Origin of the sequence: Corynebacterium sp. NML 120412 (assembly GCF_002285155.1) — a bacterium.
Lineage (GTDB): Bacteria > Actinomycetota > Actinomycetes > Mycobacteriales > Mycobacteriaceae > Corynebacterium > Corynebacterium gottingense.
The window spans coordinates 968,863-992,569 of sequence record NZ_NSGL01000001.1 but is presented as its reverse complement, the minus strand read 5'-3'; the positions used below and the strand labels follow the sequence as shown (position 1 = coordinate 992,569).

The following is a 23,707-nucleotide window of genomic DNA, read 5'->3' as shown; positions in this document are numbered from 1 at the left end:
CCTGCAGGTGCGGTTCGTGGGCACGGTGCTCATCGTCTCCACCGTGGTCATGCTCGTGCTCGGCTTCGCCATGGCTTCCGTGGTCACCCAGCGCATCGCCGCCACCAAGCTCGACGCGGCGAGCGTGGAGATTGACCGCGCGCGGGTGATGGTGGAGGACCAAATCAACACCACGGGCAGCGCGTCCTCCCTGCAGGTGCGGCTGAACTCAGCGCGCGCCGCGCTGACGCAGCGCTCCCAGCAAAGCGCTGAGGCCCCGAGCGTGTACGAGCCGGTCCTGGTGGTCAGCGGCGGCCCCGGCGCCGGTACCTCTTCGCCGGAGTCCTTCTCCATCCCGGAGCGGCTGCGGACTTACGTGTCCGAGGGCAACGTGGCCTACCAGTATTCCAGCGTGGAGCGCGCTGACGGCACGACCTACAACGCCCTCATCATCGGTACGCCGACAAACGCGGACGTGCAGGACCTCCAGCTGTACCTGGTCATGAACATGGACAACGAGGCCTCCACGCTCGCGCTTATGCGCGGCCTGATCGCGTCGGCGGCGGTGATTGTCATCGTGCTGCTGGTGGGCATCGCGTGGCTCGCCTCGCAGCAGATCGTCGCGCCTGTGCGCTCGGCGTCGCGCACGGCGGAGCGCTTCGCCTCCGGCCACCTCCGCGAGCGCATGCCCGTGGACGGCGAGGACGAGATGGCGGTGCTCGCACTGTCCTTCAACAACATGGCGGACAAGATCTCGCAGCAGATCAACCACCTCGAGCAGTACGGCGACCTACAGCGGCAGTTCACCTCGGACGTCTCCCACGAGCTGCGCACCCCGCTGACCACGGTCCGCATCGCCGCCGACATGATCGCCGCCAATGAGGACGAGCTGGACCCGGCGACCAAGCGCGCCTCGCAGCTGATGATCAGCGAGCTCGACCGCTTCGAGGCCCTGCTCACCGACCTGCTCGAGATCTCCCGCCACGACGCCGGTGTCGCGGACCTCTCGCTGGCAAACATCGACGCCCGCGCGCCCATTGAGTCGGCCTGGGCACAGACGAAGCACCTGGCAGAGGAGCTCGAGGTCGAGGTGCTTTTCGACGTCCCCGAGGACCCCGTCAACATCGAGGGAGACCCGCGACGCATCGAGCGCATCGTGCGCAACCTCATGGCCAACGCCATCGACCACTCCGAGGGCAACCCGGTGCGCGTGGTGCTGCGTGCCAACGACGAGGCCGTCGCCATCACCGTCACCGACGGCGGCGTGGGCCTTAAGCCCGGCCAGGAGGAGCTGGTGTTCAACCGCTTCTGGCGCGCGGACAAGTCGCGCAAGCGCCATTCCGGCGGCACCGGGCTGGGACTGGCCATTGCCCGCGAGGACGCGCTGCTGCACAAGGGCACGCTCGACGCGGCGGGTACCCCGGGCGTGGGCGCGCAGTTCCGGCTCATTCTGCCGCGCCACACCGAGGACGGGTTCACCGAGGAGCCCCTGCCGCTGGTCGCCCCGGGGGCGGAGCTGGAAGCGGCGGCGGAGCCTGCGGAACCTGCGGGGCCGGCGGCACAAGAAGACACTGCGGCGCTGAAGGAGGCGACAGATGCGGAGGAACGGTAAGGCCAAGGCGGCGGTGGCGGTGGCGTCGATAATCGCCCTGACCACTGGATGCACCTCCTTGCCCGCGAATACTGACCCGCACGTGCTGCATCCCTTTGACGAGCAGACCGCGGGCGGCCCGGACGTGACCCCGGTGCAGGGGCGAGAGCCGGACCTGCTGCTGCGCGACTTTTACAGCGCGGCCGCGGTTCCCGCCGGCGACTACGAGGCGGCGCGCGCGTTCCTCACGGGCGACGCGCGCTCGGCGTGGGACCCGCGCGTGCAGACGCTGGTGGTGGACAGCCTCGGGGTGACCACGCTGGTCGGCAGCGCGGGGAACAAGCGCAGCTTCAGCGTCCACGGCGACGTGGTCGGCGAGCTGCACGACGGCGGCGCGTTCACTCCGGAGCATGGCTCGTACGAAGCCACGATCGAGCTCGAGCTTGTCGACGGCGAGTGGCGCATTTCCTCGCTTCCGTCCGGCGTGGTGCTGGAGCGCAGCGAGATGCGCGACGAGTACCAGCCCTACGACCTCTACTTCTTCGACCCCGCCGGCAACGAGCTCATCACGGATCGCCGCTGGGTCTACGCCCGCCGCGAGTCGCTGCCGAGCGCCCTGATCTCCCTGCTCACACAGGGGCCGTCGGACCGCCTCCAGCCCGCGGTGTCCGGCCCGAACGCGCTCGCCTCTGCGGAGGAAGAGGGCGCGACGATCGCGTACACCGGCTTCAACGACGGCGCGTACGAGTTCACCGGCTTCGGCGGCATGGACGAACAGACGCGCAAGCAGTTCGCCGCGCAAGTGGTCTGGACGCTCGCCTCCGCCGGCGTGACCGGGCCCTATAACCTGCAGGCCGACGGGGAAGCGCTCTTCGACGGCGCCGACAAGCTCACCGTCGACGACTTCGCCGAGTTCAGCCCCCTCGTGGACCTCGTGGGCGACAGCACGCTCTATTCGCTTACCGACGGCCACGTGTCCCGCGTCAGCGGCGGCACCGCCAGCCAAGTCGACGGCCCGCTTGGGCAGGACGGCAACGTCATGACCGCCGACATCTACGGCGAGGACGCCTGGGCCGGCGTCTTCGGCGACGGGCCCGAGGGCGAGGACGACGCGTTCCGCGTCGGCCGCTTCGGCGGAGGAGACGAAGAGGTAGTGAAGGGAAAGACGTTCTCCAGGCCCACCTTCGAGCCGAACGCGGCCGCCGTGTGGATCGTTGCGGAAGGCAAGAACGTGCTGCGCACGTGGCGGTCCACCGCCACCGGCGAGTACACCACGAGCGAGATCACCGTCGACCTGCCGGAAGGCGTGGAAGGCAACATTTCGGTGCTACGCCTGTCGCGAAGCTCGGCGCGCGTCCTCATGATCATCGACGGCCACCTGTACACCGGCATCGTGCAGCGCGGGCAGACCGGCGATCGCTCCATCGTGAACGTGATGGAGTACGCCTCCGAGCTCGGCGGGTCATTCATTACCGCCGAGTGGCAGCCGGACGGGTCGCTGCTGGCCGGCACCTCCAGCGCGGCCGCGCCGGTGCTGCGGGTGGAGCAGGACGGTTCCTCCACGACCACGCTGTCCGCCGGCAACATTTCCGCGCCGGTGGTGGCCGTGGGCACCTCGCCGAACATGCTCTACGTCACCGACGCCAACGCGTTGCTGCAGATGCCCATCTCCGGTGCGGATAACCCGCTGTGGCGCGAGGTCCCGGGCCTGCTGGGCACCCGCGCGCTGCCGATTGTGGCCCGCCACTAGGAAGCGGTGCCTGGGGAGGGGGAAGACAATGCTTGGGGGCGTCGCCGACCTGATCCTGCCGCGCTACTGCGCCGGCTGCGGCGAGCCGGGTGCGGTCCTGTGCGGGCGTTGCCGTACCTTGCTGGCGGCGCCGCCGACCCGCGTGTTCCCCAACGTCGCCGTCCACGCGCCCGTCTTCGCGCTCGGCCCGTACGCGGAGGCGCACCGCGGCGTCATCCTGGCGATGAAGGAGCGCAAGAACCTCGCGGTGCGCCGCCACGTCGGCGCCGTCATCGGGGCCGCGGTGGAATTCCTCGAGGTGCGCGGTGACCTCCCAGACGTGGACGTGCTCGTCCCCGCGCCGACGCGTGCCGCGAGCGCGCGAGAGCGCGGCGGCGACCCGGTGCAGGCCGTGTGTCAAGCGAGCGGGCGCGCGACGGTGCCCGCGCTGGAGTTGGACCCGCGCACCGCGGACCAATCCGAGCTGGACGAGGCGGGCCGCAGGGCCAATCTGGCGGGGGCAGTGCGGGTGACGGCTACCCCCGCTGGAAACGTAGTGGTCGTAGATGACGTGGTGACTACGGGGGCAACGCTGGGGGCAAGCGTGGCCGGACTGCTGGCCCACGGGGTGCGGGTCGTCGGATGCCTCACGCTGGCCGAGGCGTGAATGAAAGTGCAGGCAAGGGTGGGTTCTGCGTGGTATACGTGCCACCGGCTGCGTGGCGCGGGCGCGTTCAGGAAATTGGGCGGGAGTTCTTTGGAAAAACAGACATATTGGTTATGACCAGTTGTATAGTGGACGTAGACCGAGTTCCTACTACTCAAGGGAGGACGCAGATGACTTCTGCAGACCAACACGACAGCCTGAGCCCCAACGCGCAGGTGACCATCACCGGCCGAAATGTCGATGTCCCTGAGCACTTCCAAGAGCGCGTGAACGCCAAGCTGGCCAAGGTGGAAAAGCTTGACCCGTCGCTTACCTTCTTCCACGTCGAGCTGCAGCACGAGCCCAACCCGCGCCGCGAGGCGCAGGCGCAGCGCGTGCAGATCACCGCAACCGGCAAGGGCCACCTCGCCCGCGCCGAGGCGAAGGAGGACAGCTTCTACGCCGCGCTCGAGTCCGCGCTGGGCAAGATGGAGCGCTCCCTGCGCAAGGTGAAGGTCCGTCGCCAGGTTGCCCGGTCCGGCCACCGCGCGCCGAAGTCCACCGGCCAGATCGCCGCTGAGCTGGCGCAGGAGGCCGAGGAGGCACGCAACAAGGCGGAGAATAACTACGACGTTGACCCGTACGCGGCCACCATTGAGGACGTGGAGCCGGGCCAGGTCGTGCGTCGCAAGGAGCACCCCGCCACCCCGATGAGCGTGGACGAGGCCCTCTCCGAGATGGAGCTGGTGGGCCACGACTTCTTCCTCTTTGTGGATGAGGAGTCCAAGCGCCCGTCCGTGGTGTACCGCCGCCACGCCTACGATTACGGCCTGATCGTCCTCGCGGACGCCGAGGCCTAAGCGCTGACGCCGGCTGTACCGCCCGCGCATCCCAAGTTCGCACGGGGTGCGCGGGCGGTTGTTGTATGCGGTGGCGGAGGGGAGGGGGCTCGGGGGCGTCGATAAGCATGCGCCCTTGCGCTCACATCAACCTTTTACCGGACAGTCAGGCCGGTGGTTGCCAACAGCTGGAGGAATATGCGTACAATTGCCCGTTGGTACACCATAATGAACTCCACGTAGAACGCGTTTTTTCGCATTCGCTACGCCAAGAACTGACTCAAGAAGGATTCGCACAACGTGTTTGGACTTTCCAAGTTGCTCCGCGCCGGTGAAGGGCGCACCGTCAAGCGCTTAGCCAAGATTGCTGACCAGGTCATGGCGCTGGAAGGGGAATACGAGGCCCTGACCGACGAGGAGCTCAAGGCGAAGACCGACGAGTTCAAGCAGCAGGTCGAAGAAGGCGCGTCGCTGGACGACATCCTCGTTGACGCGTTTGCCACCGCCCGCGAGGCGTCGTGGCGCGTGCTGGGGCAGAAGCACTACAAGGTGCAGATTATGGGTGGCGCGGCGCTGCACTTCGGCTCCGTCGCCGAGATGAAGACCGGTGAGGGCAAGACCCTGACCTCGGTGCTGCCCGCATACCTCAACGGCCTGTCCGGCAAGGGCGTGCACATCGTCACGGTCAACGATTACCTGGCCAAGCGTGACGCGGAAATGATGGGCCGTGTGCACCACTTCCTCGGCCTGGACGTGGGCGTGATCCTCTCCGAGATGCGCCCGGACGAGCGCAAGAAGGCCTACGCGGCCGCGATTACGTACGGCACCAACAACGAGCTGGGCTTTGACTACCTGCGCGACAACATGACGCGCTCCATGAACGACATGGTGCAGCGCGGCCACAACTACGCCATCGTGGATGAGGTCGACTCGATCCTCATCGATGAGGCGCGTACGCCGCTGATTATTTCCGGCCCCGTCGACGGCTCGAGCCAGTACTACACCGTCTTCGCGCAGCTGGCGCCGCGCATGCGCGAGGGGAAGCACTACGAGGTGGACCACCGCAAGCGCACCATCGGTATTACTGAGGACGGCGTGGAGTTCGTCGAGGACCAGCTGGGCATTACCAACCTCTACGCGCCGGAGCACTCGCAGCTGGTGAGCTACCTCAACAACGCCATCAAGGCGAAGGAGCTCTTCGAGCGCGACAAGGACTACATCGTCCGCCAGGGCGAGGTCATGATCGTGGACGGCTTCACCGGCCGCGTGCTGGCCGGCCGCCGCTACAACGAGGGTATGCACCAGGCCATTGAGGCCAAGGAGCAGGTGGAGATCAAGAACGAGAACCAGACGCTGGCTACCGTCACGCTCCAGAACTACTTCCGCCTGTACGACAAGCTGGCGGGCATGACCGGTACCGCCGAGACCGAGGCGGCCGAGCTGCACCAGATTTACAAGATGGACGTCGTGCAGATCCCGCCGAACCGTCCGAACCAGCGCCAGGACCGCGACGACCTGATCTACAAGACGCAGGAGGCCAAGTTCGCGGCCGTGGCCGAGGACATTGCAGAGCACTCGGAGAAGGGCCAGCCGGTGCTGGTGGGCACCACCTCGGTGGAGCGCTCCGAGTACCTGTCGCAGCTGCTTACCCGCAAGGGCGTGAAGCACAACGTGCTCAACGCGAAGCACCACGAGGAAGAGGGCCGCATCATCGCCGAGGCCGGCCTGCCGGGCCGCGTGACCGTGTCCACCAACATGGCCGGCCGCGGTACGGACATCGTGCTGGGCGGCAACCCGGAAATCCTGCTGGACGCGAAGCTGCAGGCGCAGGGCCTGGATCCGTTTGAGAACGAGGAGGGCTACCAGGAGGCGTGGGACGCACAGCTCCCGGCCGCAAAGGAGCGCTCCAAGCAGCTTGGCGACGAAGTCCGCGCCGCCGGCGGCCTCTACGTCATCGGCACCGAGCGCCACGAGTCGCGCCGCATCGACAACCAGCTGCGCGGCCGCTCCGGCCGCCAGGGTGACCCGGGCGAGACCCGCTTCTACCTCTCCATGCGCGACGAGCTCATGGTGCGCTTCATGGGCCAGTCCATGGAGAACATGATGAACCGCCTCAACGTGCCGGACGACGTGCCGATTGAGGCGAAGATGGTCTCCAACGCCGTGAAGGGCGCGCAGGCCCGCGTGGAGAACCAGAACTTTGAGATGCGCAAGAACGTGCTCAAGTACGACGAGGTGCTCAACGAGCAGCGCAAGGTGGTCTACCGCGAGCGCCAGGAAATCCTGGGCTCCAAGGACATCAAGGACCAGGTCCGCCGCATGATCGATGACACCGTCGGCGCCTACGTCGAGGGAGCCACCATGAACGGTTACGTGGAGGACTGGGACCTGCGCGAGCTGTGGAACGCGCTCGACTCCCTCTACGGCCCGACGGTGTCCTCCGAAGAGCTCGTCGAGGGCTCCACCTACGGCAGCCCGGGCGAGATCAGCGCCTCCGAGCTGCGCCAGGCGCTTATCGACGATGCGCAGGCCCAGTACGACAAGCTCGAGGAGAACGTCGCCGCGATCGGCGGGGATGACCAGATGCGCAACATCGAGCGTTCCGTGATCCTGCCGATCATCGACACCAAGTGGCGCGAGCACCTCTACGAGATGGACTACCTGAAGGAAGGCATCGGCCTGCGCGCGATGGCGCAGCGTGACCCGCTGGTGGAGTACCAGAAGGAAGGTGGCGACATGTTCGCCGCCATGAACGAGGCCGTCCAGGAGGAGACGGTGCGCCAGCTCTTCCTCATCCGCAAGCAGTTCGAGGGGCAGAACGGCACTGAGGGCTCCGGCGACGCACCGCAGGGTCAGCAGGCCTAAGTTCCCGTACACTACCGGGAGTGAAGAAAGGAGAGAGGCAATGCAGGGACTGATTATTGATTACGCCGGCGTCCTGGACCAGGACCCGGAGGATGTCGCCCGCTGGCGCGAGCTCATCGCCGAGGTAAAGAAGCAGGAGATCTCCGTCGGCATCCTGTCCAACGAAGAGGCGGACAGCCCGATGGCGGAGGCCATCCGCGAGTGGGAGTTCCGCGGCGACGTGGACGCCGTCGTCCTCTCCGGCGAGGTCGGGGTGGGCAAGCCTGACCGCGCCGCGTTCCAGGCTGCGGCCGACGCCATCGACGTGATCATCAACGACTGCGTGATGATCGACGACGACATTGTCAACGTCCGCGCGGCCGTCGAGTTCGGCATGATCGGCATCCTGCACACCGCATTCGAGCGCACCGCGGTGGAGATCCAGACCCTGTTCGGAGTTGAGGGCGAGTTCTAATGCGCGTCTACATCCCCGCCACCTTCGCCATGCTGGAACAGCTCAACGAGCAGGGCGTCCTGCACGCCCGCAATGGGTGGGGCTTCGCCGCCACCCCGGAGCTCACCGAGTTTTTCACCTCCGGCGACCAGGAGGAAGTCGAGGCCGTCGCGTTCGATGACGCGGCGCTCGCCTCGATCCGCTTGCTCGCCATCGGCGACGAGGAGCGCTTCCCGCACCGCCGCGTCGTCGTGTCCGCCGACGTTGACGCCACCGGCGAGCCGGACATGGGCGAGTCCGTGGTCAAGGTTGTCGGCCCCGTCGAGCTCAAGGACGTCGCTGCCGTCCACGTGGACGTGCGCGAGGCCGAGGACGCCACGAAGCGGGCCACCGAGCTTATCGACGCCGCCGATCTCGGCGACGAGGACGCCGAGCTGGCCGTGGGCGACGCCCAGGACAACTACATGGCGTTCTTCGATCCCAGCGAGCTACCGTTCCTCATCGAGCTGCTTTAGCTCCCACTCATTATTCGAGTGCAGCGCAGCCAACAGGTTGCGCACCGCCGCCGCTCGCCTGCCCCCAGGCGAGTCGGCGGCGAAGTCGTCCCACGCGCACTCCGGGTCCGCGGGCGGTCCCAGGTGGGTGCAGCCGCGCGGGCAAGCGTCCGCGGCCTCGGACAGGTCCGGGAAGACGTCGATGATCTGCTCCGGCTGGACGTGCGCCAGCCCGAACGACCGGATGCCGGGGGTGTCGATGATCCAGCCGCCGCCCGGGCCGGTGAGCTCCAGGGCGACGGATTGGGTTGAGGTGTGGCGCCCCTTGCCCACGCCGGAGACGTCGCCGGTTTCGCGCTGGGCGTCCGGCACGATGCGGTTGACCAGGGTGGACTTGCCCACGCCGGAGTGGCCGATGAGGGCGGAGACGTGGGCGTCGAGAAGCTGCTTGAGCGTCGCCAGGTCGTCGTCCGTGCCCGTGCGGAGCACCTGGACGTCCAGGTCTGCGATCTCGCGCTCAAAGTCGGTGGGGTCGTCGAGGTCGGACTTGGTCACGCAGACCACCGGGCGCACCCCGCCGACGAACGCGGCGATGAGGGCGCGCTCGACAAAGCCGGTGCGCGGCGGAGGGTCGGCCGCGGCGACGACGATGAGCAGGAGCTCCGCGTTGGCCACGATGATCCGCTCGTAGGGGTCCGTGTCGTCGGCGGTGCGACGCAGGACGGAGGTGCGGTCGGCGCGTTTGACGATGCGCGCGATCGTGTCCTTCTTGCCCGACGTATCGCCGACGACGCCGACGCGGTCGCCGACCTCCAGGCTCGTGCGCTTCAGCTGGCGGGCGCGGATGCAGTTGACCACCGGGCCGTCATCGAGGACGACGCCCCAGCGGCCGCGGTCCTTGGTGACCACCATGCCGTAGACGGCGTCGTTGTGGCTGGGCCGGTCCTTCGAGCGGGGGCGCTTGCCCTTGCCGGGGCGGACGCGGACGTCGGACTCGTCGTAGTCGGAAAAGCGACGGCCCATTAGCCCTCCACCATCGCGGTCCACATATCGGCGAAGCCCGGAAGGGTCTTCGCGGTCGTGGCGATGTTTTCCACCTGCACGCCTTCCACGGCCAGGCCGAGGATCGCGCCGGCGGTGGCCATCCGGTGGTCCTCGTAGGAGTGCCAGGTACCGCCGTGCAGCGTGGCAGGGGAGATGCGCAGCCCGTCTGGCAGCTCCTCGCAGGAGCCGCCGAGCCGGTTGATCTCCGTGGTCAGCGCCTCGAGGCGGTTTGTCTCGTGGCCGCGCAGGTGCGCGATGCCGGTGAGCTCGGACGGGGTGGCCGCCAGGGCGGCCAGCGCCGCGACGGTCGGGGTGAGCTCGCCGATGTCGCTCATGTCCAGGCGGATGCCGCGCAGGTTGCCGCGCTGCGGGCCGCGCACCTGGAGGGTGTGGTCGGCGCCGGTGGCGTGCAGCTCGACCTCGCAGCCCATGCGCTCGAGGATGTCGCGGATCACGTCGCCCGGCTGCGTGGTCTGGATCGGCCAGTGCGGCACTGCGGCGACGCCGCCGGTGACGGCCGCGGCGGCGAGGAACGGGGTGGCGTTGGACAGGTCCGGCTCGATGACCCACCGGTTCGGCCGGATCGGTTGCGGCTCGACCTTCCAGGTGTGGGCGGTGGCGGTGGTGTGCACGCCGGCGTCGGCAAGCATGGCCACCGTCATCTCGATGTGGGGCATGGACGGCAAGGTGCTGCCGGAGTGGGTGATGGTCACGCCGCGGTCGAAGCGCGGCGCGGCCAGCAGGAGGCCGGAGACGAACTGGGAGGAACCGGACGCGTCGATGGTCACCGCGCCGCCGTCGGCGTGGCCGGTGCCGTGGACGGTGAAGGGGAGCGCGTCGCCCGCCACGGCGACGCCGAGGTGGCGGAGCGCGTCCAGGATGGTGCCCATGGGGCGGGCCTTGGCTTGCACGTCGCCGTCGAAAAGCACCGGGCCCTGCGCAAACGCGGCGGCGGCGGGCACGAACCGCATGACGGTGCCCGCGAGGCCGCAGTCCACCTCTGCGCCGTGGAGTTCGCCGGGCGTGACGCGGATTTCCTCGCCGCTGTGGGTGAACGTGGTGCCCATCGCGGCGAGCGCGGATTCCATGAGTTCCGTGTCGCGCGAGCGCAGCGCGCCGACGACGGTGGACTCGCCGTTGGCGAGCGCGGCGAGGACGAGCGCGCGGTTGGTCATCGACTTCGACCCCGGCACCTGCTGCGTGTGCGAGATGGGGTCGGGCGAAAACGGTGCGGTCCACAGTTCAGTCATGCGGTCCATCATAATAGAGGCATGTGTGGACGTTTCGTGCTTTTCACCACCGGCGACGAGCTGCTTGACGCCGTCGGCACCCTGCCCGGGGCCGGCACCGTCGACGCCCCCGACGGCACGCCGCCCGCCCGCTACAACATCGCCCCGACCCAGCAGGTGCCGCTCGTGCGCTTCCAGGAGCAGGGGGCGCTTGTCGACGCCGCCCGCTGGGGCCTCCTCCCGTCCTGGAAAAACGACGAAACGGGGCCGCCGTTGTTCAACGCCCGCGCCGAGACCGTGGCCGAAAAACCCTCGTTCCGCTCCGCCTTCAAGTCGCGCCGCGGCCTGATGGTGCTGGACGGGTACTACGAGTGGAAGGGGGAGAAGGGCAGCAAACAGCCCTACTTCGTCCGGCCCGAGTCCGGTCTGCTGTTCGCCGCGGCACTGTGGGAGACTGGTCTGGACCGGTTGTCCACCACGATGGTGACTACCGCGACGGCCGAGAACATGGCGTGGCTGCACCACCGACTCCCACTGTTCCTGGCCGCAGAAGAGGTGGAGCAGTGGGTGTCCGGCACCCCGGAGGAGGCTGCGGAGCTGCTCGCGCCCTCGCGGGTGGCGGACACGCTGCGCTGGCGCGAGGCGGACCCGGCCGTGGGCAGCGTGCGCAACGAATATGCGGAGCTGACCGGGGTGGGCGAGCTGACGGACGTGCCCGCGGAGTAGGGGCTTACTGCGCGGCGATGTCGGCGAAGTCCGCGCCGGTGAGGGCGGCGAGGTCCTGCGGGGCGAGCTCCGCGGAGAGCCCGCGTTGGCCGGCGGAGACGATGATGGTGGGGAAGGGGGAGACGGAGGCGTCGATAAGCACTGGCAAACGCTGCAGGGTACCGAGCGGCGAGATGCCCCCGACGACGTAGCCGGTCGCGTGCTGGGCTTTCTTGGGGTCCGCCATCGCCGCCTTCTTCCAGCCGAGTGCTTTGGCGGCGGCCTTGAGAGAGAGGTGGCCGGCGACGGGGACGCAGCACAGCGCCATCTCGCGCTCGTTGGACTCGTTGCGGACAACGAGCGTCTTGAGCGCGGCGGCGGGGTCCACCCCGAGCTCGTCGACGGAGTGCTCGCCGAAGTGGTCCTGGCTGGCCGCATATTCCAAGATGGCGTGCTCGGTGCCTTCGAGCGCGGCGATCGCGCGCGTGCGTGCAGACATAATTGGTACTCCTTTTGGTTGCTCCCGCCCGATCGTACGCCCGGCGCATTGCCCTACAATGGCGGGCATGCCCGAGACAGACCTGAAATCGCGCTTCACTGATGAAGCCATGCCGCTGCTTGACCAGCTCTACGGGGGCGCGCTGCGGATGACGCGGAACCCGCAGGACGCCGAGGACCTCGTGCAGGAGACGTACCTGAAGGCCTACAACGCGTTCGATCGGTTCAAGCCGGGCACGAACCTGAAGGCCTGGCTGTACCGGATTATGACCAACACGTATATCAATACGTACCGGAAAAAGCAGCGCCGACCGCTGGTGACCTCGGCGGATGACGTGACGGACAACCAGCTTTATACGTCCAGCTCGCACGAGTCGACGGGGCTGGAATCCGCCGAGGTGGAAGCGCTGAAGCTGATGCCCAATTCGCGGATTTCCCACGCACTCAACGAGCTGAACGAGGACTACCGCATGGTCGTGTACTACGCGGACGTTGAGGGGCTGGCGTACAAGGAGATCGCCGAGGTTATGGACATTCCGCTCGGCACGGTGATGAGCCGGCTGCACCGTGGAAGAAAACAGTTGCGCGAGATGTTGAAAGACGTAGCGCGCGATCAGGGCATCGGACTGGATCACGCTGACATGCAGGACAGCGCCAAGAAAAGCGCCAAGAAAGCGGAGGAGAAGTGATGAGCACGCCCGGAAAGCACAACGACGCCGCTGGTCGGAGCCAGGACGGTGCAGGCGGATGCTCGGGGGACTGCAGCGACGTGCACCCGCTGCTGTGCGAACTGTTCGATCCGGATACTCCGCCCGCGCGTGTACTGGAAATTCGTGAGCAGATTGCGGCGTGCCCGCACTGCTTTGGCAGGCTTGAATCGGAGCAGGCCGTGCGCGATCTGGTCCGCGATTGTTGCGGGGAAGCGCGGGCGCCGGAGCCGCTGCGTGACCGGATCATCGCTTCCATCACGTCTGTGAGTTACACAGAAATTCGGTATAACTGACCATCAGTCAGCTTTTATTAATCCCGTGATCTCGCAGGTCACGGGATTTTTTGCGCCTAGATTTTGCTGAAATATGGGGGTATAGCAGTTCTTTGCTTAGAACGTTCCACAGGTGCAAACGGGGGTGATTTTCGGGGGTGGCGATTGGTGAACAATTGCCGCCTAAGCCAGCTGAGGAAACCTAAGTATTTTTTGCCTAGATGTTTCCTAATTGGCCTGTCTTAGGAAAACGTTCACTATTCGGAGGAATGTCCAAAAAGTCCAGGTTGCTGGGAATGATAGCTGTGATTGCATGTATAACTATTCTTAGTAGGTATAATATGCAATCTTGTGGGCTGTTGAACAATTCTTATGGTTCTTAAATGTCGGCCGTATTTCGGGGGCGGTTGTAGAACAATTTACGTATGCACGTGACCACAAATCCCAGCCAGACCCTGATAACGTGTTGAACAATCAGTAAATAGAACGGGTAAAACGGTAAAAATTCGGAGTTGGATTTACACAGCTTCCCTCTGCATACTCCTCGTGCATAAACTAAAGCCCGTAAACAACAGAACAGACACGCTGCGGACAGCGCACGGACACCATCCACGCGGCCCGCTGAACCGAGAAGAGGAACCAGTCATGAACGCCATCGCCCGCAAAACACTTGCCGCCACTTGCGCGCTCGCAGTAATGGTTCCCGCCTTCCAGGTTCCCGCGGAGGCAAAGGTTGTTGACGACCCGAGCGTGGTCACCGTGACCGCCGACGAGGTCGGCCCCTTCTTCCACAACGTCGAGCTGGACAAGGGCCGCATCTCCTCCTTTAAGTTCACCGACCCGGCTTCCGTTGGCGGTACTCAGGACTCTTCCTTCTACATCGATTTCCGCTTCGGCGGCCAGAAGCTTGAGATGAGCGGTGCGAACACCAGGGTGCAGACCCGCAAGGACGGTAAGGCCGACGTGATCACGATGCGCAACGAGGACCGCAACCTCGGAGTGCAGTTCACCCGCGAGTTCCGCATCGATGGCAACACGGCCACCGTCCGTACCGAAATCACGAACACCAGCGGCAGCGACTCCTACTACCAGCTGGACATGACCAACCAGATCAACACCGCGCGCGAGCTGCAGGGGTCGTACGAGGATGGCCGCTTCACGGTCGGCCCCGAGTCCCTGGGCTACGATACGGAGATCTCCTTCGATGGCGCGACCTACTCCGGCGCTGCGAGCTCCTTCAACGGCACGACCAACCCGGACGAGGTCGGCTTCGTCGACGAGTCCGGTGCCCAGTTCCAGCGCGGCCGCTGGTTCGACGACATCGCCGCCGGCCAGACCGTCGTTGCAGAGACCACGATGACGATGCGCACCCAGGACGGCGCCGAGGACACCGACGGCGACGGCCTCGCCAACGCGTGGGAGGAGCAGGGGCTCACGCTTAACGACGGCACCGAGCTCCCCCTTAACGCGTGGGGCGCAGATCCGAACCGCCCCGACATTTTCCTGCAGATGAACTGGATGCCGTCCGAATACGAGTCTCTCGGCTGCTTTGACAATCCGCAGCAGGCAGCCTGCGCGGACGCAAACACGAAGAGCTACCGCCCGAGCAACGACATCCTGCAGCAGCTTGTCGACCTTTTTGCGGACCACGACGTGAACCTGCACATCGACGCCGGCGAGTCCTACACCAACATCCCGAACTACTCGGAGCGCCACGGTGGCGTCTACGGCGACTATGCGAAGTACTACTTCCAGAACGAGCCGCAGGGCGTCAAGCTCATGGACAACATCGATGAGATGCTGGGCGACCGCTCCGCAGTCTTCCGCAGCGGCATGGTCGGCGACCAGATGGACCCGAGCACCTACTCGGTGGGTGTCTCCACGGTTGGTGACAACGCGTTCTACGTGGCCAACCACGACCGGATGACCACTGACGAGCAGTTCCGCAACACCATCCTCCACGAGCTGGGCCACACCCTCGGCCTGGACCACAACGGCTCCACCAAGTTTGCCAACCAGGTCCCGGACTCCGACTACCTGCCCAACTACTACTCGGTGATGAACTACCTCTACCAGTTCAGCCACTTTGACTACTCCGACCACGAGTCCGTCTCCGGCGGCGAGCTGCCGCAGGAATGCTACAACCCGGGCGCAAACTGCTACACCGGTGACTACCGGGTCCCCGCCGACTGGGACAACCTGATCATCAACACCGGCCACATTGGCAAGCCCGTGGGCACCGCCGGCGTCAAGAGCACGAAGGTTGATGCCGCTGCCGCGAAGACTGCAGCCAAGTACCAGCAGGACCTGACCAAGGCGGAGAAGAACGAGGGCACCGTCGACGTCGAGGTGGCAAGCTCCAACCTCGAGGCGGGCAAGGCCGGCAAAGTCACCCTGAAGGTGAACAACATGGGCGCGGACCTGAACCGCTACACCGTCCAGGTGGTCACCCCGCACGGCGACGCCTCCAAGGACATCGTCCTCGACGGCGCGCTGACCGACCGCGACGAGGCCACCGTCACCGTGCCGGTGACCGCTGGCGACGCAGCCATCATGCCGCTCGACGTGAAGGTCACCAACCAGAATGGCGAGACCGCCTTCGAAGATCGCTTCGCCGTTGACGTCAAGGCCGGCAAGGCATCCGCGAACCCTGCAGCGATGGCAGGCGCTACCAACGCGCCCGCAAAGACGACCAAGACCGCGAAGTCTCAGGAGGCTGCGACCGAGACCGTGACGGCAAATCCGACCGTCGAGGCGGCACCGTCCAAGGCGGCGCCGGCGAAGTCGGCACCGGCAAAGTCGAAGGAATCCACCAAGAACGACGACGGCGCAATGACCACGGTGGCGTCGCCGAAGACGCAGGACCAGCCGGAAAAGAAGGAGCTGCACACGGCTTCCGACGACAGCCGTACGGAAGGCGGCCCGAACATCGCCGCCATCATCGTGCCGATCATCGCGATCCTAGCCATTATCGGCGGCGCTGCCGCTGCCCTCGGCTCCGGGGTGCTCGGCTAAGCGAGGCGGATTGTGCGGAAGGCCTGGCCATGTTGGCCAGGCCTTTGGCGTATCTACGCCAGGGTTTTCTCGTGCGCGGAGGCGGAGTTTTCCGGGCTCTGGGGCGCTTGGGTTGGGTGCGGTGCGGCGTCTGTTGGTGGTGCGGTGGCTGTTGGTGCGGCGTCTGTTGGCGGTGGCGGATCAGATGGAGCTAGCTCCGTTTGGGTGGCGGGCTGAACGTCGACCTGGGGTTTTGTTGGTGGCGGCGGGCCAGATGGAGCTAGCTCCGTTTGGGTGGCGGGTTGGGAGCCTACCTGGGGTTTTGTTGGCGGTGGCGGGCCAGATGGAGCTAGCTCCGTTTGGGTGGCGGGCTGGGAGCCGACCTGGGGTTTTGTTGGTGTCGGCGGGCCAGATGGAGCTAGCTTCGTTTGGCTCGTCACCGTGGGTGAAGCGGCCATCACCGGGTCAGGCGGCGCGCCCGGACGCAGTTGCCAAGACAGGCGCCGATGTCACCGATCGACCCCGCGCATGACAACGCCCCCTCGCCGACATTGCGTGAAAGTCGGGGAGGGGGCGCTGCGCTGTTCTTAAGAGTTAGGACGCTTGCCGCGGTTTGCACTCTTCTTGCGACGGTCCTTGCGCTTACGACCACGCTTGCTCATGGGAGCCTCCTTAGTTCTGTTCGGTTCTGGGCGATCAAAGTTCAGGTACTCCACTTTATCGCTCGGACGTGCCTACAGGGAAATTGTCCCTGCTTCACGGGGATGTACGCCCGGGCGACGCGATGCGTGATGCGGAGTGGGGGGGAGTTCGCGTTACGCGGACAGGCGGGCGCGGTTGCGAGCCAGTGCCTTGTTGCGACGCTTGATGGCGCGGCGCTCCTCCTCGGACAGGCCGCCCCACACGCCTGCGTCCTGGCCGGTCTCCAGGGCCCACTTCAGGCACTGGGAGGTGACGGGGCAGCGGTTGCAGACCATCTTGGCCTGGGCGATCTGGGACAGAGCCGGGCCGGAGTTACCGACGGGGAAGAACAGTTCCGGGTCCTCGTCGCGGCAAATTGCTTCGTGGCGCCAATCCATGATGAAATACTCCTTACATAAGCGTTGAACAGGTTTCGCGCACACCACTTCTTCGCCTCTTCGCGGGAGGCGAGTTGCAAACTAAGTTTGATTCCAGGTTCCGGGCGGTGTTCCCTTCGGTGGGATCCGGCTGCCGGTTTCCCTGGCGTTAACCCTGTGGTGTCTTGGGGTTAAGGGCTGTGTTACCAGCCCGTTGTTTTTGCTACCTGAGAATAATGGCACGAATTGCCAATGTGCGCTAGGGGTAAAGGCCGAAATGTGACACTAATCATATGAATTTTTCCCCTCCGGGCAATTCATATTGGGATTTCCAACGAATTTGGGAACGCATCATCAACGGTTTGAACTGCGGAAATGGGAATTTTCGCGCACGCACACGCGGGTGGGAAGGTCAAATCAAGAATCTGTGATTCCGCCCTGATTCTTCCGCGGTGGCTGTGACGGTGCTGCTACTGCACCCGGTTATGTCGCGGTGAAGTCGACCGCAAAGTGACGGTTAGACTAACAAGACGTGACTGAAAAGAAATCCCGCTCTCCTCGTCAACCACGCCCGCCAATGGACCTGGAAACGGCACGGCGTGCCTCCGCAGTGGTTCCGCCCATCATGCGGTTCGGCGCCGTCGTCGTCCTCGTCCAATGCCTCGCCATGTTTGTGTACGCGGGCAGCCTCCTTGTCGCCCAGGTCCGCGGGGTGCAGGACAGCTCGCTGGAGTCCGATTCCGCAGCGACGCACTTCGTCCCCCTCGGCACTGCGGTCTTCCTGCTCATCATCTTCGGCTTTGTCGCGTTCGTGGCCGTCCGCACGCTGCAGGGCCGGCCGCGCAGCACGGGCGCAATCGTCTTGATCCAGGCGATCCTCATCGGTGTCGCCTTCTATATGGTGACCGGCGGCGCGGTCGCCCTGGGCATCGTTACCGGCATCTCCGCCGCACTCGTGTTGTTCACCGTGTTCCACCCGCAGACGGCGCAGTACAACGAAGCCCGTTACGAGCTGCGCAAAGCAGAGCGCTAATCGACGCCCCGGTGCCCGCGACTACTCGGCGCTGAGCGCGACGATCTCGTCGCCGCGCTTTTCCACCACGGTGGCGCCCGCGGAGTCGATGGAGATCGGCCCGTTGTAGTCGCCGCGGTCCACGGGGATGATCTTCTCCACGGAGTTTTTGTCCCAGTTGATGACCGCGACACCGGAATCCGAGGCGTAGAGGAGGCGGTCGTCGGCGGCAAAGCCGGTGCCCTTCGCGCCCTGGAACACGCCGGTGACGTTGAGCTCGGCGGGGTCCAGGAGCAGAAGGTAGTCGCCCACGTGGTACGTCATGTGGTGGGGGAGGTCGTGGACGGGGAGGATGCGGGTGGCGTCGTCAAGCTGCTCAGGCTCTGGCAGCTCCGGGACCTCCGAGACCTTGAGCTCCTTGCCGTCCTTGTTGTAGGAGCGTACTTCTGAAGACTGCGGGTCGTAGATCGCGGCGGCGTCCTGGGAGATACCGACGAGGTAGGCGCCCTCGGGGAGCTCGACGGAGCCGTTCATCTCCGGGGAGCGGGAGTCCTCCGGGGTGGCGTTTTGGAAGCGGAGGAATGTGCCGCCGTCGCACACCTCGGTGACGGCGAGGAGCTCGGTACGGGTGAGCGCCGACGTGATCGGGCACTCGTTGGGCTGCATGTCGGGCTCCTGCGGGGCCTCGATGGTGCCGTACTCCACGGTGCGCACCAGGTCAGAGCGCCACAGCTCGACGTGCTGCGAACTGACGTACCCGACGCGGTCGTTGGAGGAGACGTTCGCCACCTGGTCGGGGCCTGGGGCGGAGCGTGTCGACGCGTACTCGCCGGTCTTCGCGTCAATCCCCACGACGTCGCCGCAGCCGCCATTGCCGCGGTAGTCCGCAACCACCTTGTCCCACGCCCCGGCGAGCGTGCACAGCTCCTTGTCGCGAGTGTACGTCCAGGCGGTGTCGCCCTCCGGGGTGGTGGCGGTGATGGTGTGGTCGTTGTACGTGATGATGAGGCCGTTGACCACCAGCGGAGCCGAGTTGGGGGAGGAGTCGGGCAGGCGGAACGACTCGGTGAGCGACTCCGGCACGACCGCCAACTGGCCGTAGTCCTCCTGCTGCTCGGCAGCCGGGGTGAGCTCAGAGGAGCGAATCGGCGCGGTGAAGAACGCTGTGGCCAGGAGGCCTGCCGATACGGCGGTTATGACACCGGTGGCGATCAGATCGCCCCGGGTACGTCGCAACGGTCTATTCAACGCCGGTTCCTTCCCTGCTTTTTCTGGCTCTTTTCCGCTGGCCGTTTTGGCCGCGCCCCGAGAACTTTACGCGGGTGGCCCACGGTTGGTGCAGCCGAGTCCGGAATGTCCAGCGCCTCGAACAGCTCCGGGGAGGTGGAAAACCAGGTGGGCAGCTCCTTCTTGCCTAGCGAGAGCTCGGAATCGATGAGTTCCCACTTGTGTTGCTCGTCGAACCCGACCAGGGTGACCGCCGTGCCGGAGTGGCCGGCGCGCCCGGTGCGTCCGATGCGGTGGACGTACGTCATCGGGTCATCAGGGGTCTGGTAGTTCACCACGTGCGTGACGTCGTCGACGTCGATGCCGCGGGCTGCGACGTCTGTGGCCACGAGGATCTCCACCTCGCCGGTGCGGAACGCGTCGAGTGACTTCTGCCGCGCCTCCTGGCGAAGGTCACCGTGGACGGTGCCGACAGGGAAGCCGCGCTGCGCCAGGTCCTCGGCGACCTCGGCGGCGGTGCGCTTCGTACGCGCGAAAATAATGGTGCGACCGCGGTGCGGGGCCTGCAGGAGACGTGCAAGGACTTCCGGCTTGTCCATCCGGTGGGAGCGGAACACCACCTGTTTCGTGCTCGTATGGGTGGCCGACGCGTTCGGTGCCTCGGCGCGGATGTGCACGGGGGTGCGCATCATCGACCGGGCGAGCGTGAGGATCGGCGCCGGCATCGTCGCGGAAAAGAGCATGGTTTGGATCTGTTGCGGCAGCGCCGACCAGAGCTTCTGGATGTCGGGAAGGAAGCCCATGTCCAGCATCTCGTCGGCCTCGTCGAGCACGAGGATGGCCACCTGACTCAGCGAGAGGTCGCCGCGCTGCAGGAGGTCGAGCAGGCGACCCGGGGTGCCGACGATGACGTCCACGCCGGCGTCGATAGCCGCGAGCTGCTCCTCATACGGCCTGCCGCCGTAGATTGTGGCGACACGGACCGGGGTGTGTATGGAGGCGCGCTCGAGGTCCTCGCCGACCTGGGCGGCGAGCTCGCGCGTGGGCACGACGACGAGGGCGCGCGGCGTGCCGTCGAGTTCCGCAATCGCGGCGTCATCAAACACGCGGTCCAGCAGGGGGATGCCGAAGGCGTAGGTCTTGCCCATGCCGGTGCGGGCCTGCCCGATGAGGTCGCGCCCGTCGAGCGCGAGCGGGATGGCCAGCTCCTGGATGGAGAAGGTCCGCTCGATGCCCTGCTCCGCCAACGCGTCGAGCAGCTCGGCGGCGACACCGAGTTCCTCGAATGTCGGGGCGGGGCGGTGTTCACTCTCAGCTGATCTAGGCACACGCTCATCTTAGCTTGAGGCCGTTACAATAGGGCCACCGCTTAACAACGAGCCGGTACAAGCAAAACTACTAGTGAAGGAACGTGACCCGCTTTTATGGACATCAAGTTTGGTCTGGCCGACACCGCGCGCGAACTCGTGATCAAGCTGCCGGAAGGGCAGGAGGACATCCTCAGCGTGGTTGAACAGGCGATTGAGTCCGGGCAGTCGACCCTGAAGGTGGTGGATGAGAAGGAGCGTACCTACCTCATCCGCACGGACCGGATCGCGTACGTGGAGCAGGGCTCGACCACCGCGCGCTCTGTCGGCTTCATGCGATAGATTGAGAGGTTATGACGACGAGGCAGAGCAACGCCGAGTGGCCCGACGCGAACGACCGGCGCGATGTGGACGCAAACGCCAACGCGGAGGACTTCTTCGGTGAGTGGGATGGCGACGATGACGGCGGCGAAGGCCGCCTCGTCCGCTTTGCCCGCGAGTACGGGTGGCGTGCCTACGCAATCCCGGTCCTCGCGGTCCTGACGCTGCTCGTCGTAGTGAACATGTTCCAAAACCCGGGCTCTCCCGTGGTGGACGCTGCCGGATCGGAGGGGCACTCCGAGCGCGGAATTGGCGCCGCGGGCCAGGATTCGAGCAGCGGCGAGGGCGGCGTTGAGGGCGACGTCGAGCGCAAGCCCGCCGAACTGCCGGAGGGGGAGCAGAACGCGTTGGAGCTGCCGCCGGGTGGACCGATCGCGGAGGCCGGAGAGGGCACGTACCGCGAGGTGGGTGCGCCGGGCGCCAACGGGGGCAAGGGCGACGAGCTGACGCTGCGCTACGTCGTCGAAGTGGAAAACGGGGTGGATACCAACCCGTACGGCGGCGACCAAGCCGTCGCTGAAATGGTGGACGCGACGCTGCTGGATCCGCGCAGCTGGACCAACGACTCGCGCTTCCGCTTCGAGCACGTCTCCGGCGCTGACAACCCGGACGTGAAGATCCGCCTTACCTCCTTGAACACCGCTAAGGAGATGTGCGGCATGGAGCTGGACATGGAAACGAGTTGCCGGACCATGATCACGGGGGATGACACCGTCGTGCTCAATGAGGCCCGCTGGGTGCGCGGCGCAGCGCCGTTCGAGGGCGACCTGGGCCGCTACCGCCAGTACCTGATCAACCACGAGGTGGGGCACGCTCTTGGTTTCGCATCGCACGAGCCGTGCCCGGCGGATGGCGCCCTCGCGCCGGTGATGATGCAGCAGACCCTGAGCCTGAACAACGGCCAGCTGCACTCCTTTGACCCGGAAGAGGTCTACCCGGATAACCCGGACACGTGCCTGGCCAACCCGTGGCCCTACCCGCGCCCTGCGGCGAGCTAGGGGGGGCGCCTTGATTCCGGAGCACGTACTTTCCGCCTTCCAGTTGGAGGGGCGCGGTGAGCCGACCTCGCCCGCGTGGGACAACGGCCTGCGCTTCGGCCACGTTGTCGTGGCTCGCGCGACGCAGACCGCCGCCTGGTCGGGCAAGGTGCGCGACAAGCTGGGCGATTCGCTCGGCGGCGTCCGCTTCGCGCGACCGGTGCGCTCCACCGACGGCCGCCTCGTGGTCAACGGGTTTTGCGCCAACGAGTTCGCGCCGGGGGAGCCGGCAGCGCGCGTCGATGAGGCGATCGCTGCGGCGTTGCTTATCGACGCCCCACTGACCCAGTTCAACGCCCCACCCGCACCCCGCGACGATGCATGGGCGGAGGCGGACCGCGCGGCCTGGCGAGGCTTCGACCTGGACCCCGCGGAGAACCAGCTGGTTACTGCCCATATCGATTTCCTCGCCTGCTGCCTGTTTTCCGGCACGGATGCGCCGGTGGTGACGGAGCTGGTGCCCTCGGTGAGCCCGCGCCCCCGCGGGTATACCGCCGCGCTGACGATGGTGGACGGCCTGCTCGCCGGGGCGGTGGATGACGGCGTGGTGTCGCGCTGGGCGCACATCCCCGACGTGGGGTTCTTGGCGGAGCGGGCGCTCGAGTTCCGCGAAATCGCAGCCCGCACCGCGGGAGCGAACATAGGTTCGAGGGTTTCGTGGGTGCGTGAGGTCCTCGTGTCCGCCTAGCCTGGCAGACTAGGGCGCATGCCAACCCCACGCACCGAACCGATGACTCCCGCCGCGCGGATCCCCCGCGCGCGCCTTGTCCCGCGCCGCCGCACGACCACGCAGCGCTCGTGGCCCGTCACGCTTCCGGCGAGCGGGCTGTGGAAGGTCACCGGCGAGGCCGGCTCCGGCGTGTCCAGCTTCCTAGTGGATACGGCGGTGGCCGCGGCGCTTCGGCTGGCCGAGCAAGGCGGGGACGCCAGCGGCGTCGTCGTGGTCACGGACTCCAAGGAGGCGGCGGCCCGGCTTCGCGCGGAGATCTCCGACCGGCTCGCGCGCAGCGGGTTTGTCGCCAGCGAGCCGATGGTGCGCTCCGTCCACTCGCTCGCGTTCGCGGTGCTGCGGCAGCGCTTCGACGAGGAGATCCGCCTGATCTCCGGCGCCGAGCAGGACGCCGTGATCCGCGAACTTCTTGCCGGCCAGGTGGAGGACGTACGCGGCACCTGGCCCGAGGAGCTGCGCCCCGCGATGGGCATGCTCGGCTTTGCCCGACAGCTGCGCGATGTGCTCCTGCGCTCGGTCGAGCGCGGGCTCACCGCCGACGAGCTGCGCGGACTCGGCGAGCGCTACGACGTGCCCATCTGGTGCGCCTCCGCCGACTTCCTGCGCGAGTACCAGCAGGTCATGGCGCTCACCCCGGCCACCAGATTCTCCGCGTCCGAGCTGGTCAGCGAGGTCCTGCGCGGGGAGGTGCCTAGGTGGGACGCAGTGCTTGTCGACGATGCCCAGCACCTCGCCCCCGCCCCCGCCGAATTCGTGCGGCGGCTCCTTTCCGGCGCAGACCTCGGCGTGGTCGGGGGAGACGTCGCCCAGTCCATCTTCCACTTCCGCGGCGCCTCCCCGCGCTTCTTCCACGACCTGGGCGGTCTCGACCACCAGGTGATCGACCTGGGGGAGTCGCGCCGCGACCCCGAGCGGCGCGTGGCCGTC

23 protein-coding genes are annotated in these 23,707 nt (G+C 66.4%); 16 read left to right on the top strand and 7 right to left on the bottom strand.

What is annotated here, in order from left to right; translation table 11 throughout:
* Position 1: 1 nt before the first annotated feature.
* From mtrB to CKJ84_RS04495, 7 genes are all read left to right on the top strand, one after another.
* Entirely contained in the window at positions 2-1,591 is a 1,590-nt protein-coding gene (gene mtrB / locus CKJ84_RS04525) for an MtrAB system histidine kinase MtrB (RefSeq protein WP_304441711.1), read from the top strand.
* The gene (locus CKJ84_RS04520; RefSeq protein WP_095546062.1) at positions 1,575-3,320 is read left to right on the top strand and encodes an LpqB family beta-propeller domain-containing protein; all 1,746 of its coding nucleotides are present in this window, start codon (positions 1,575-1,577) and stop codon (positions 3,318-3,320) included. Before mtrB ends, CKJ84_RS04520 begins: the two co-directional genes overlap by 17 nt.
* A 28-nt stretch (positions 3,321-3,348) precedes the next feature.
* A complete protein-coding gene (locus CKJ84_RS04515) occupies positions 3,349-3,966 on the top strand; it encodes a ComF family protein (protein WP_095546061.1) in 618 nt (205 codons plus the stop codon).
* Between the two features lie 170 nt (positions 3,967-4,136).
* Positions 4,137-4,805 carry a ribosome hibernation-promoting factor, HPF/YfiA family gene (hpf, locus tag CKJ84_RS04510; protein WP_095536395.1) on the top strand — a complete coding sequence of 223 codons (669 nt, stop codon included), beginning with the start codon at positions 4,137-4,139 and terminating at the stop codon, positions 4,803-4,805.
* A gap of 279 nt (positions 4,806-5,084) precedes the next feature.
* Entirely contained in the window at positions 5,085-7,649 is a 2,565-nt protein-coding gene (secA, locus tag CKJ84_RS04505) for a preprotein translocase subunit SecA (RefSeq protein WP_095546060.1), read from the top strand.
* Between the two features lie 40 nt (positions 7,650-7,689).
* On the top strand, positions 7,690-8,103 hold the full coding sequence (locus CKJ84_RS04500; protein WP_095536393.1) for an HAD family hydrolase: 414 nt from the start codon (positions 7,690-7,692) through the stop codon (positions 8,101-8,103).
* Complete coding sequence (locus CKJ84_RS04495; protein WP_095546059.1) at positions 8,103-8,597, top strand: hypothetical protein; 495 nt, start codon at positions 8,103-8,105, stop codon at positions 8,595-8,597. The genes CKJ84_RS04500 and CKJ84_RS04495 overlap by 1 nt, the downstream gene beginning before the upstream one ends.
* Here CKJ84_RS04495 and rsgA read toward each other — a convergent pair.
* The gene (rsgA, locus tag CKJ84_RS04490; RefSeq protein WP_095546058.1) at positions 8,571-9,599 is read right to left on the bottom strand and encodes a ribosome small subunit-dependent GTPase A; all 1,029 of its coding nucleotides are present in this window, start codon (positions 9,597-9,599) and stop codon (positions 8,571-8,573) included. The two genes, CKJ84_RS04495 and rsgA, sit on opposite strands and share 27 nt — an antisense overlap.
* Positions 9,599-10,879 carry a 3-phosphoshikimate 1-carboxyvinyltransferase gene (aroA, locus tag CKJ84_RS04485; protein ID WP_233125543.1) on the bottom strand — a complete coding sequence of 427 codons (1,281 nt, stop codon included), beginning with the start codon at positions 10,877-10,879 and terminating at the stop codon, positions 9,599-9,601. Before aroA ends, rsgA begins: the two co-directional genes overlap by 1 nt.
* Before the next feature lie 12 nt (positions 10,880-10,891).
* Here aroA and CKJ84_RS04480 point away from each other — a divergent pair, with 12 nt between their 5' ends.
* Entirely contained in the window at positions 10,892-11,575 is a 684-nt protein-coding gene (locus CKJ84_RS04480; RefSeq protein ID WP_095546056.1) for an SOS response-associated peptidase, read from the top strand.
* Between the two features lie 4 nt (positions 11,576-11,579).
* On the opposite strand, the gene CKJ84_RS04475 is transcribed toward CKJ84_RS04480, so the two are convergent.
* Positions 11,580-12,053 carry an aminoacyl-tRNA deacylase gene (locus CKJ84_RS04475; RefSeq protein ID WP_095546055.1) on the bottom strand — a complete coding sequence of 158 codons (474 nt, stop codon included), beginning with the start codon at positions 12,051-12,053 and terminating at the stop codon, positions 11,580-11,582.
* A gap of 67 nt (positions 12,054-12,120) precedes the next feature.
* On the opposite strand from CKJ84_RS04475, the gene CKJ84_RS04470 reads away from it, so the two are divergent.
* The 3 genes from CKJ84_RS04470 to CKJ84_RS04460 all read left to right on the top strand — a co-directional run bounded on the left by CKJ84_RS04470 (position 12,121) and on the right by CKJ84_RS04460 (position 16,049).
* Entirely contained in the window at positions 12,121-12,741 is a 621-nt protein-coding gene (locus CKJ84_RS04470; protein WP_095278795.1) for a sigma-70 family RNA polymerase sigma factor, read from the top strand.
* On the top strand, positions 12,741-13,055 hold the full coding sequence (locus tag CKJ84_RS04465) for a mycothiol system anti-sigma-R factor (RefSeq protein WP_143340196.1): 315 nt from the start codon (positions 12,741-12,743) through the stop codon (positions 13,053-13,055). The genes CKJ84_RS04470 and CKJ84_RS04465 overlap by 1 nt, the downstream gene beginning before the upstream one ends.
* A gap of 624 nt (positions 13,056-13,679) precedes the next feature.
* Positions 13,680-16,049, top strand: coding sequence for a hypothetical protein (locus CKJ84_RS04460; protein ID WP_095546054.1), 2,370 nt, complete (start codon positions 13,680-13,682; stop codon positions 16,047-16,049).
* 566 nt (positions 16,050-16,615) lie between these two features.
* On the opposite strand, the gene CKJ84_RS12675 is transcribed toward CKJ84_RS04460, so the two are convergent.
* A complete protein-coding gene (locus tag CKJ84_RS12675; RefSeq protein ID WP_095066802.1) occupies positions 16,616-16,690 on the bottom strand; it encodes a 50S ribosomal protein bL37 in 75 nt (24 codons plus the stop codon).
* Positions 16,691-16,843: 153 nt separating this feature from the next.
* Positions 16,844-17,107: a WhiB family transcriptional regulator gene (locus CKJ84_RS04450; protein WP_095278793.1), complete on the bottom strand. Its 264-nt coding sequence runs from the start codon at positions 17,105-17,107 to the stop codon at positions 16,844-16,846.
* 511 nt (positions 17,108-17,618) lie between these two features.
* Here CKJ84_RS04450 and CKJ84_RS04445 point away from each other — a divergent pair.
* A complete protein-coding gene (locus CKJ84_RS04445) occupies positions 17,619-18,119 on the top strand; it encodes a hypothetical protein (RefSeq protein WP_233125489.1) in 501 nt (166 codons plus the stop codon).
* Positions 18,120-18,140: 21 nt separating this feature from the next.
* Here CKJ84_RS04445 and CKJ84_RS04440 read toward each other — a convergent pair whose 3' ends face one another.
* Both CKJ84_RS04440 and CKJ84_RS04435 read right to left on the bottom strand, forming a co-directional pair.
* Complete coding sequence (locus CKJ84_RS04440) at positions 18,141-19,346, bottom strand: hypothetical protein (RefSeq protein ID WP_095536386.1); 1,206 nt, start codon at positions 19,344-19,346, stop codon at positions 18,141-18,143.
* A complete protein-coding gene (locus CKJ84_RS04435; RefSeq protein WP_095546053.1) occupies positions 19,343-20,653 on the bottom strand; it encodes a DEAD/DEAH box helicase in 1,311 nt (436 codons plus the stop codon). Before CKJ84_RS04435 ends, CKJ84_RS04440 begins: the two co-directional genes overlap by 4 nt.
* A 96-nt stretch (positions 20,654-20,749) precedes the next feature.
* Here CKJ84_RS04435 and CKJ84_RS04430 point away from each other — a divergent pair, with 96 nt between their 5' ends.
* From CKJ84_RS04430 to CKJ84_RS04415, 4 genes are all read left to right on the top strand, one after another.
* A complete protein-coding gene (locus tag CKJ84_RS04430; protein WP_095278790.1) occupies positions 20,750-20,974 on the top strand; it encodes a DUF3107 domain-containing protein in 225 nt (74 codons plus the stop codon).
* 11 nt (positions 20,975-20,985) lie between these two features.
* Complete coding sequence (locus CKJ84_RS04425; protein ID WP_095546052.1) at positions 20,986-22,011, top strand: DUF3152 domain-containing protein; 1,026 nt, start codon at positions 20,986-20,988, stop codon at positions 22,009-22,011.
* Between the two features lie 10 nt (positions 22,012-22,021).
* Positions 22,022-22,738 carry a hypothetical protein gene (locus CKJ84_RS04420; protein WP_095537111.1) on the top strand — a complete coding sequence of 239 codons (717 nt, stop codon included), beginning with the start codon at positions 22,022-22,024 and terminating at the stop codon, positions 22,736-22,738.
* A gap of 18 nt (positions 22,739-22,756) precedes the next feature.
* Positions 22,757-23,707 (top strand): UvrD-helicase domain-containing protein (locus tag CKJ84_RS04415; protein ID WP_233125488.1); only part of this gene is annotated, 951 nt, incomplete at its 3' end.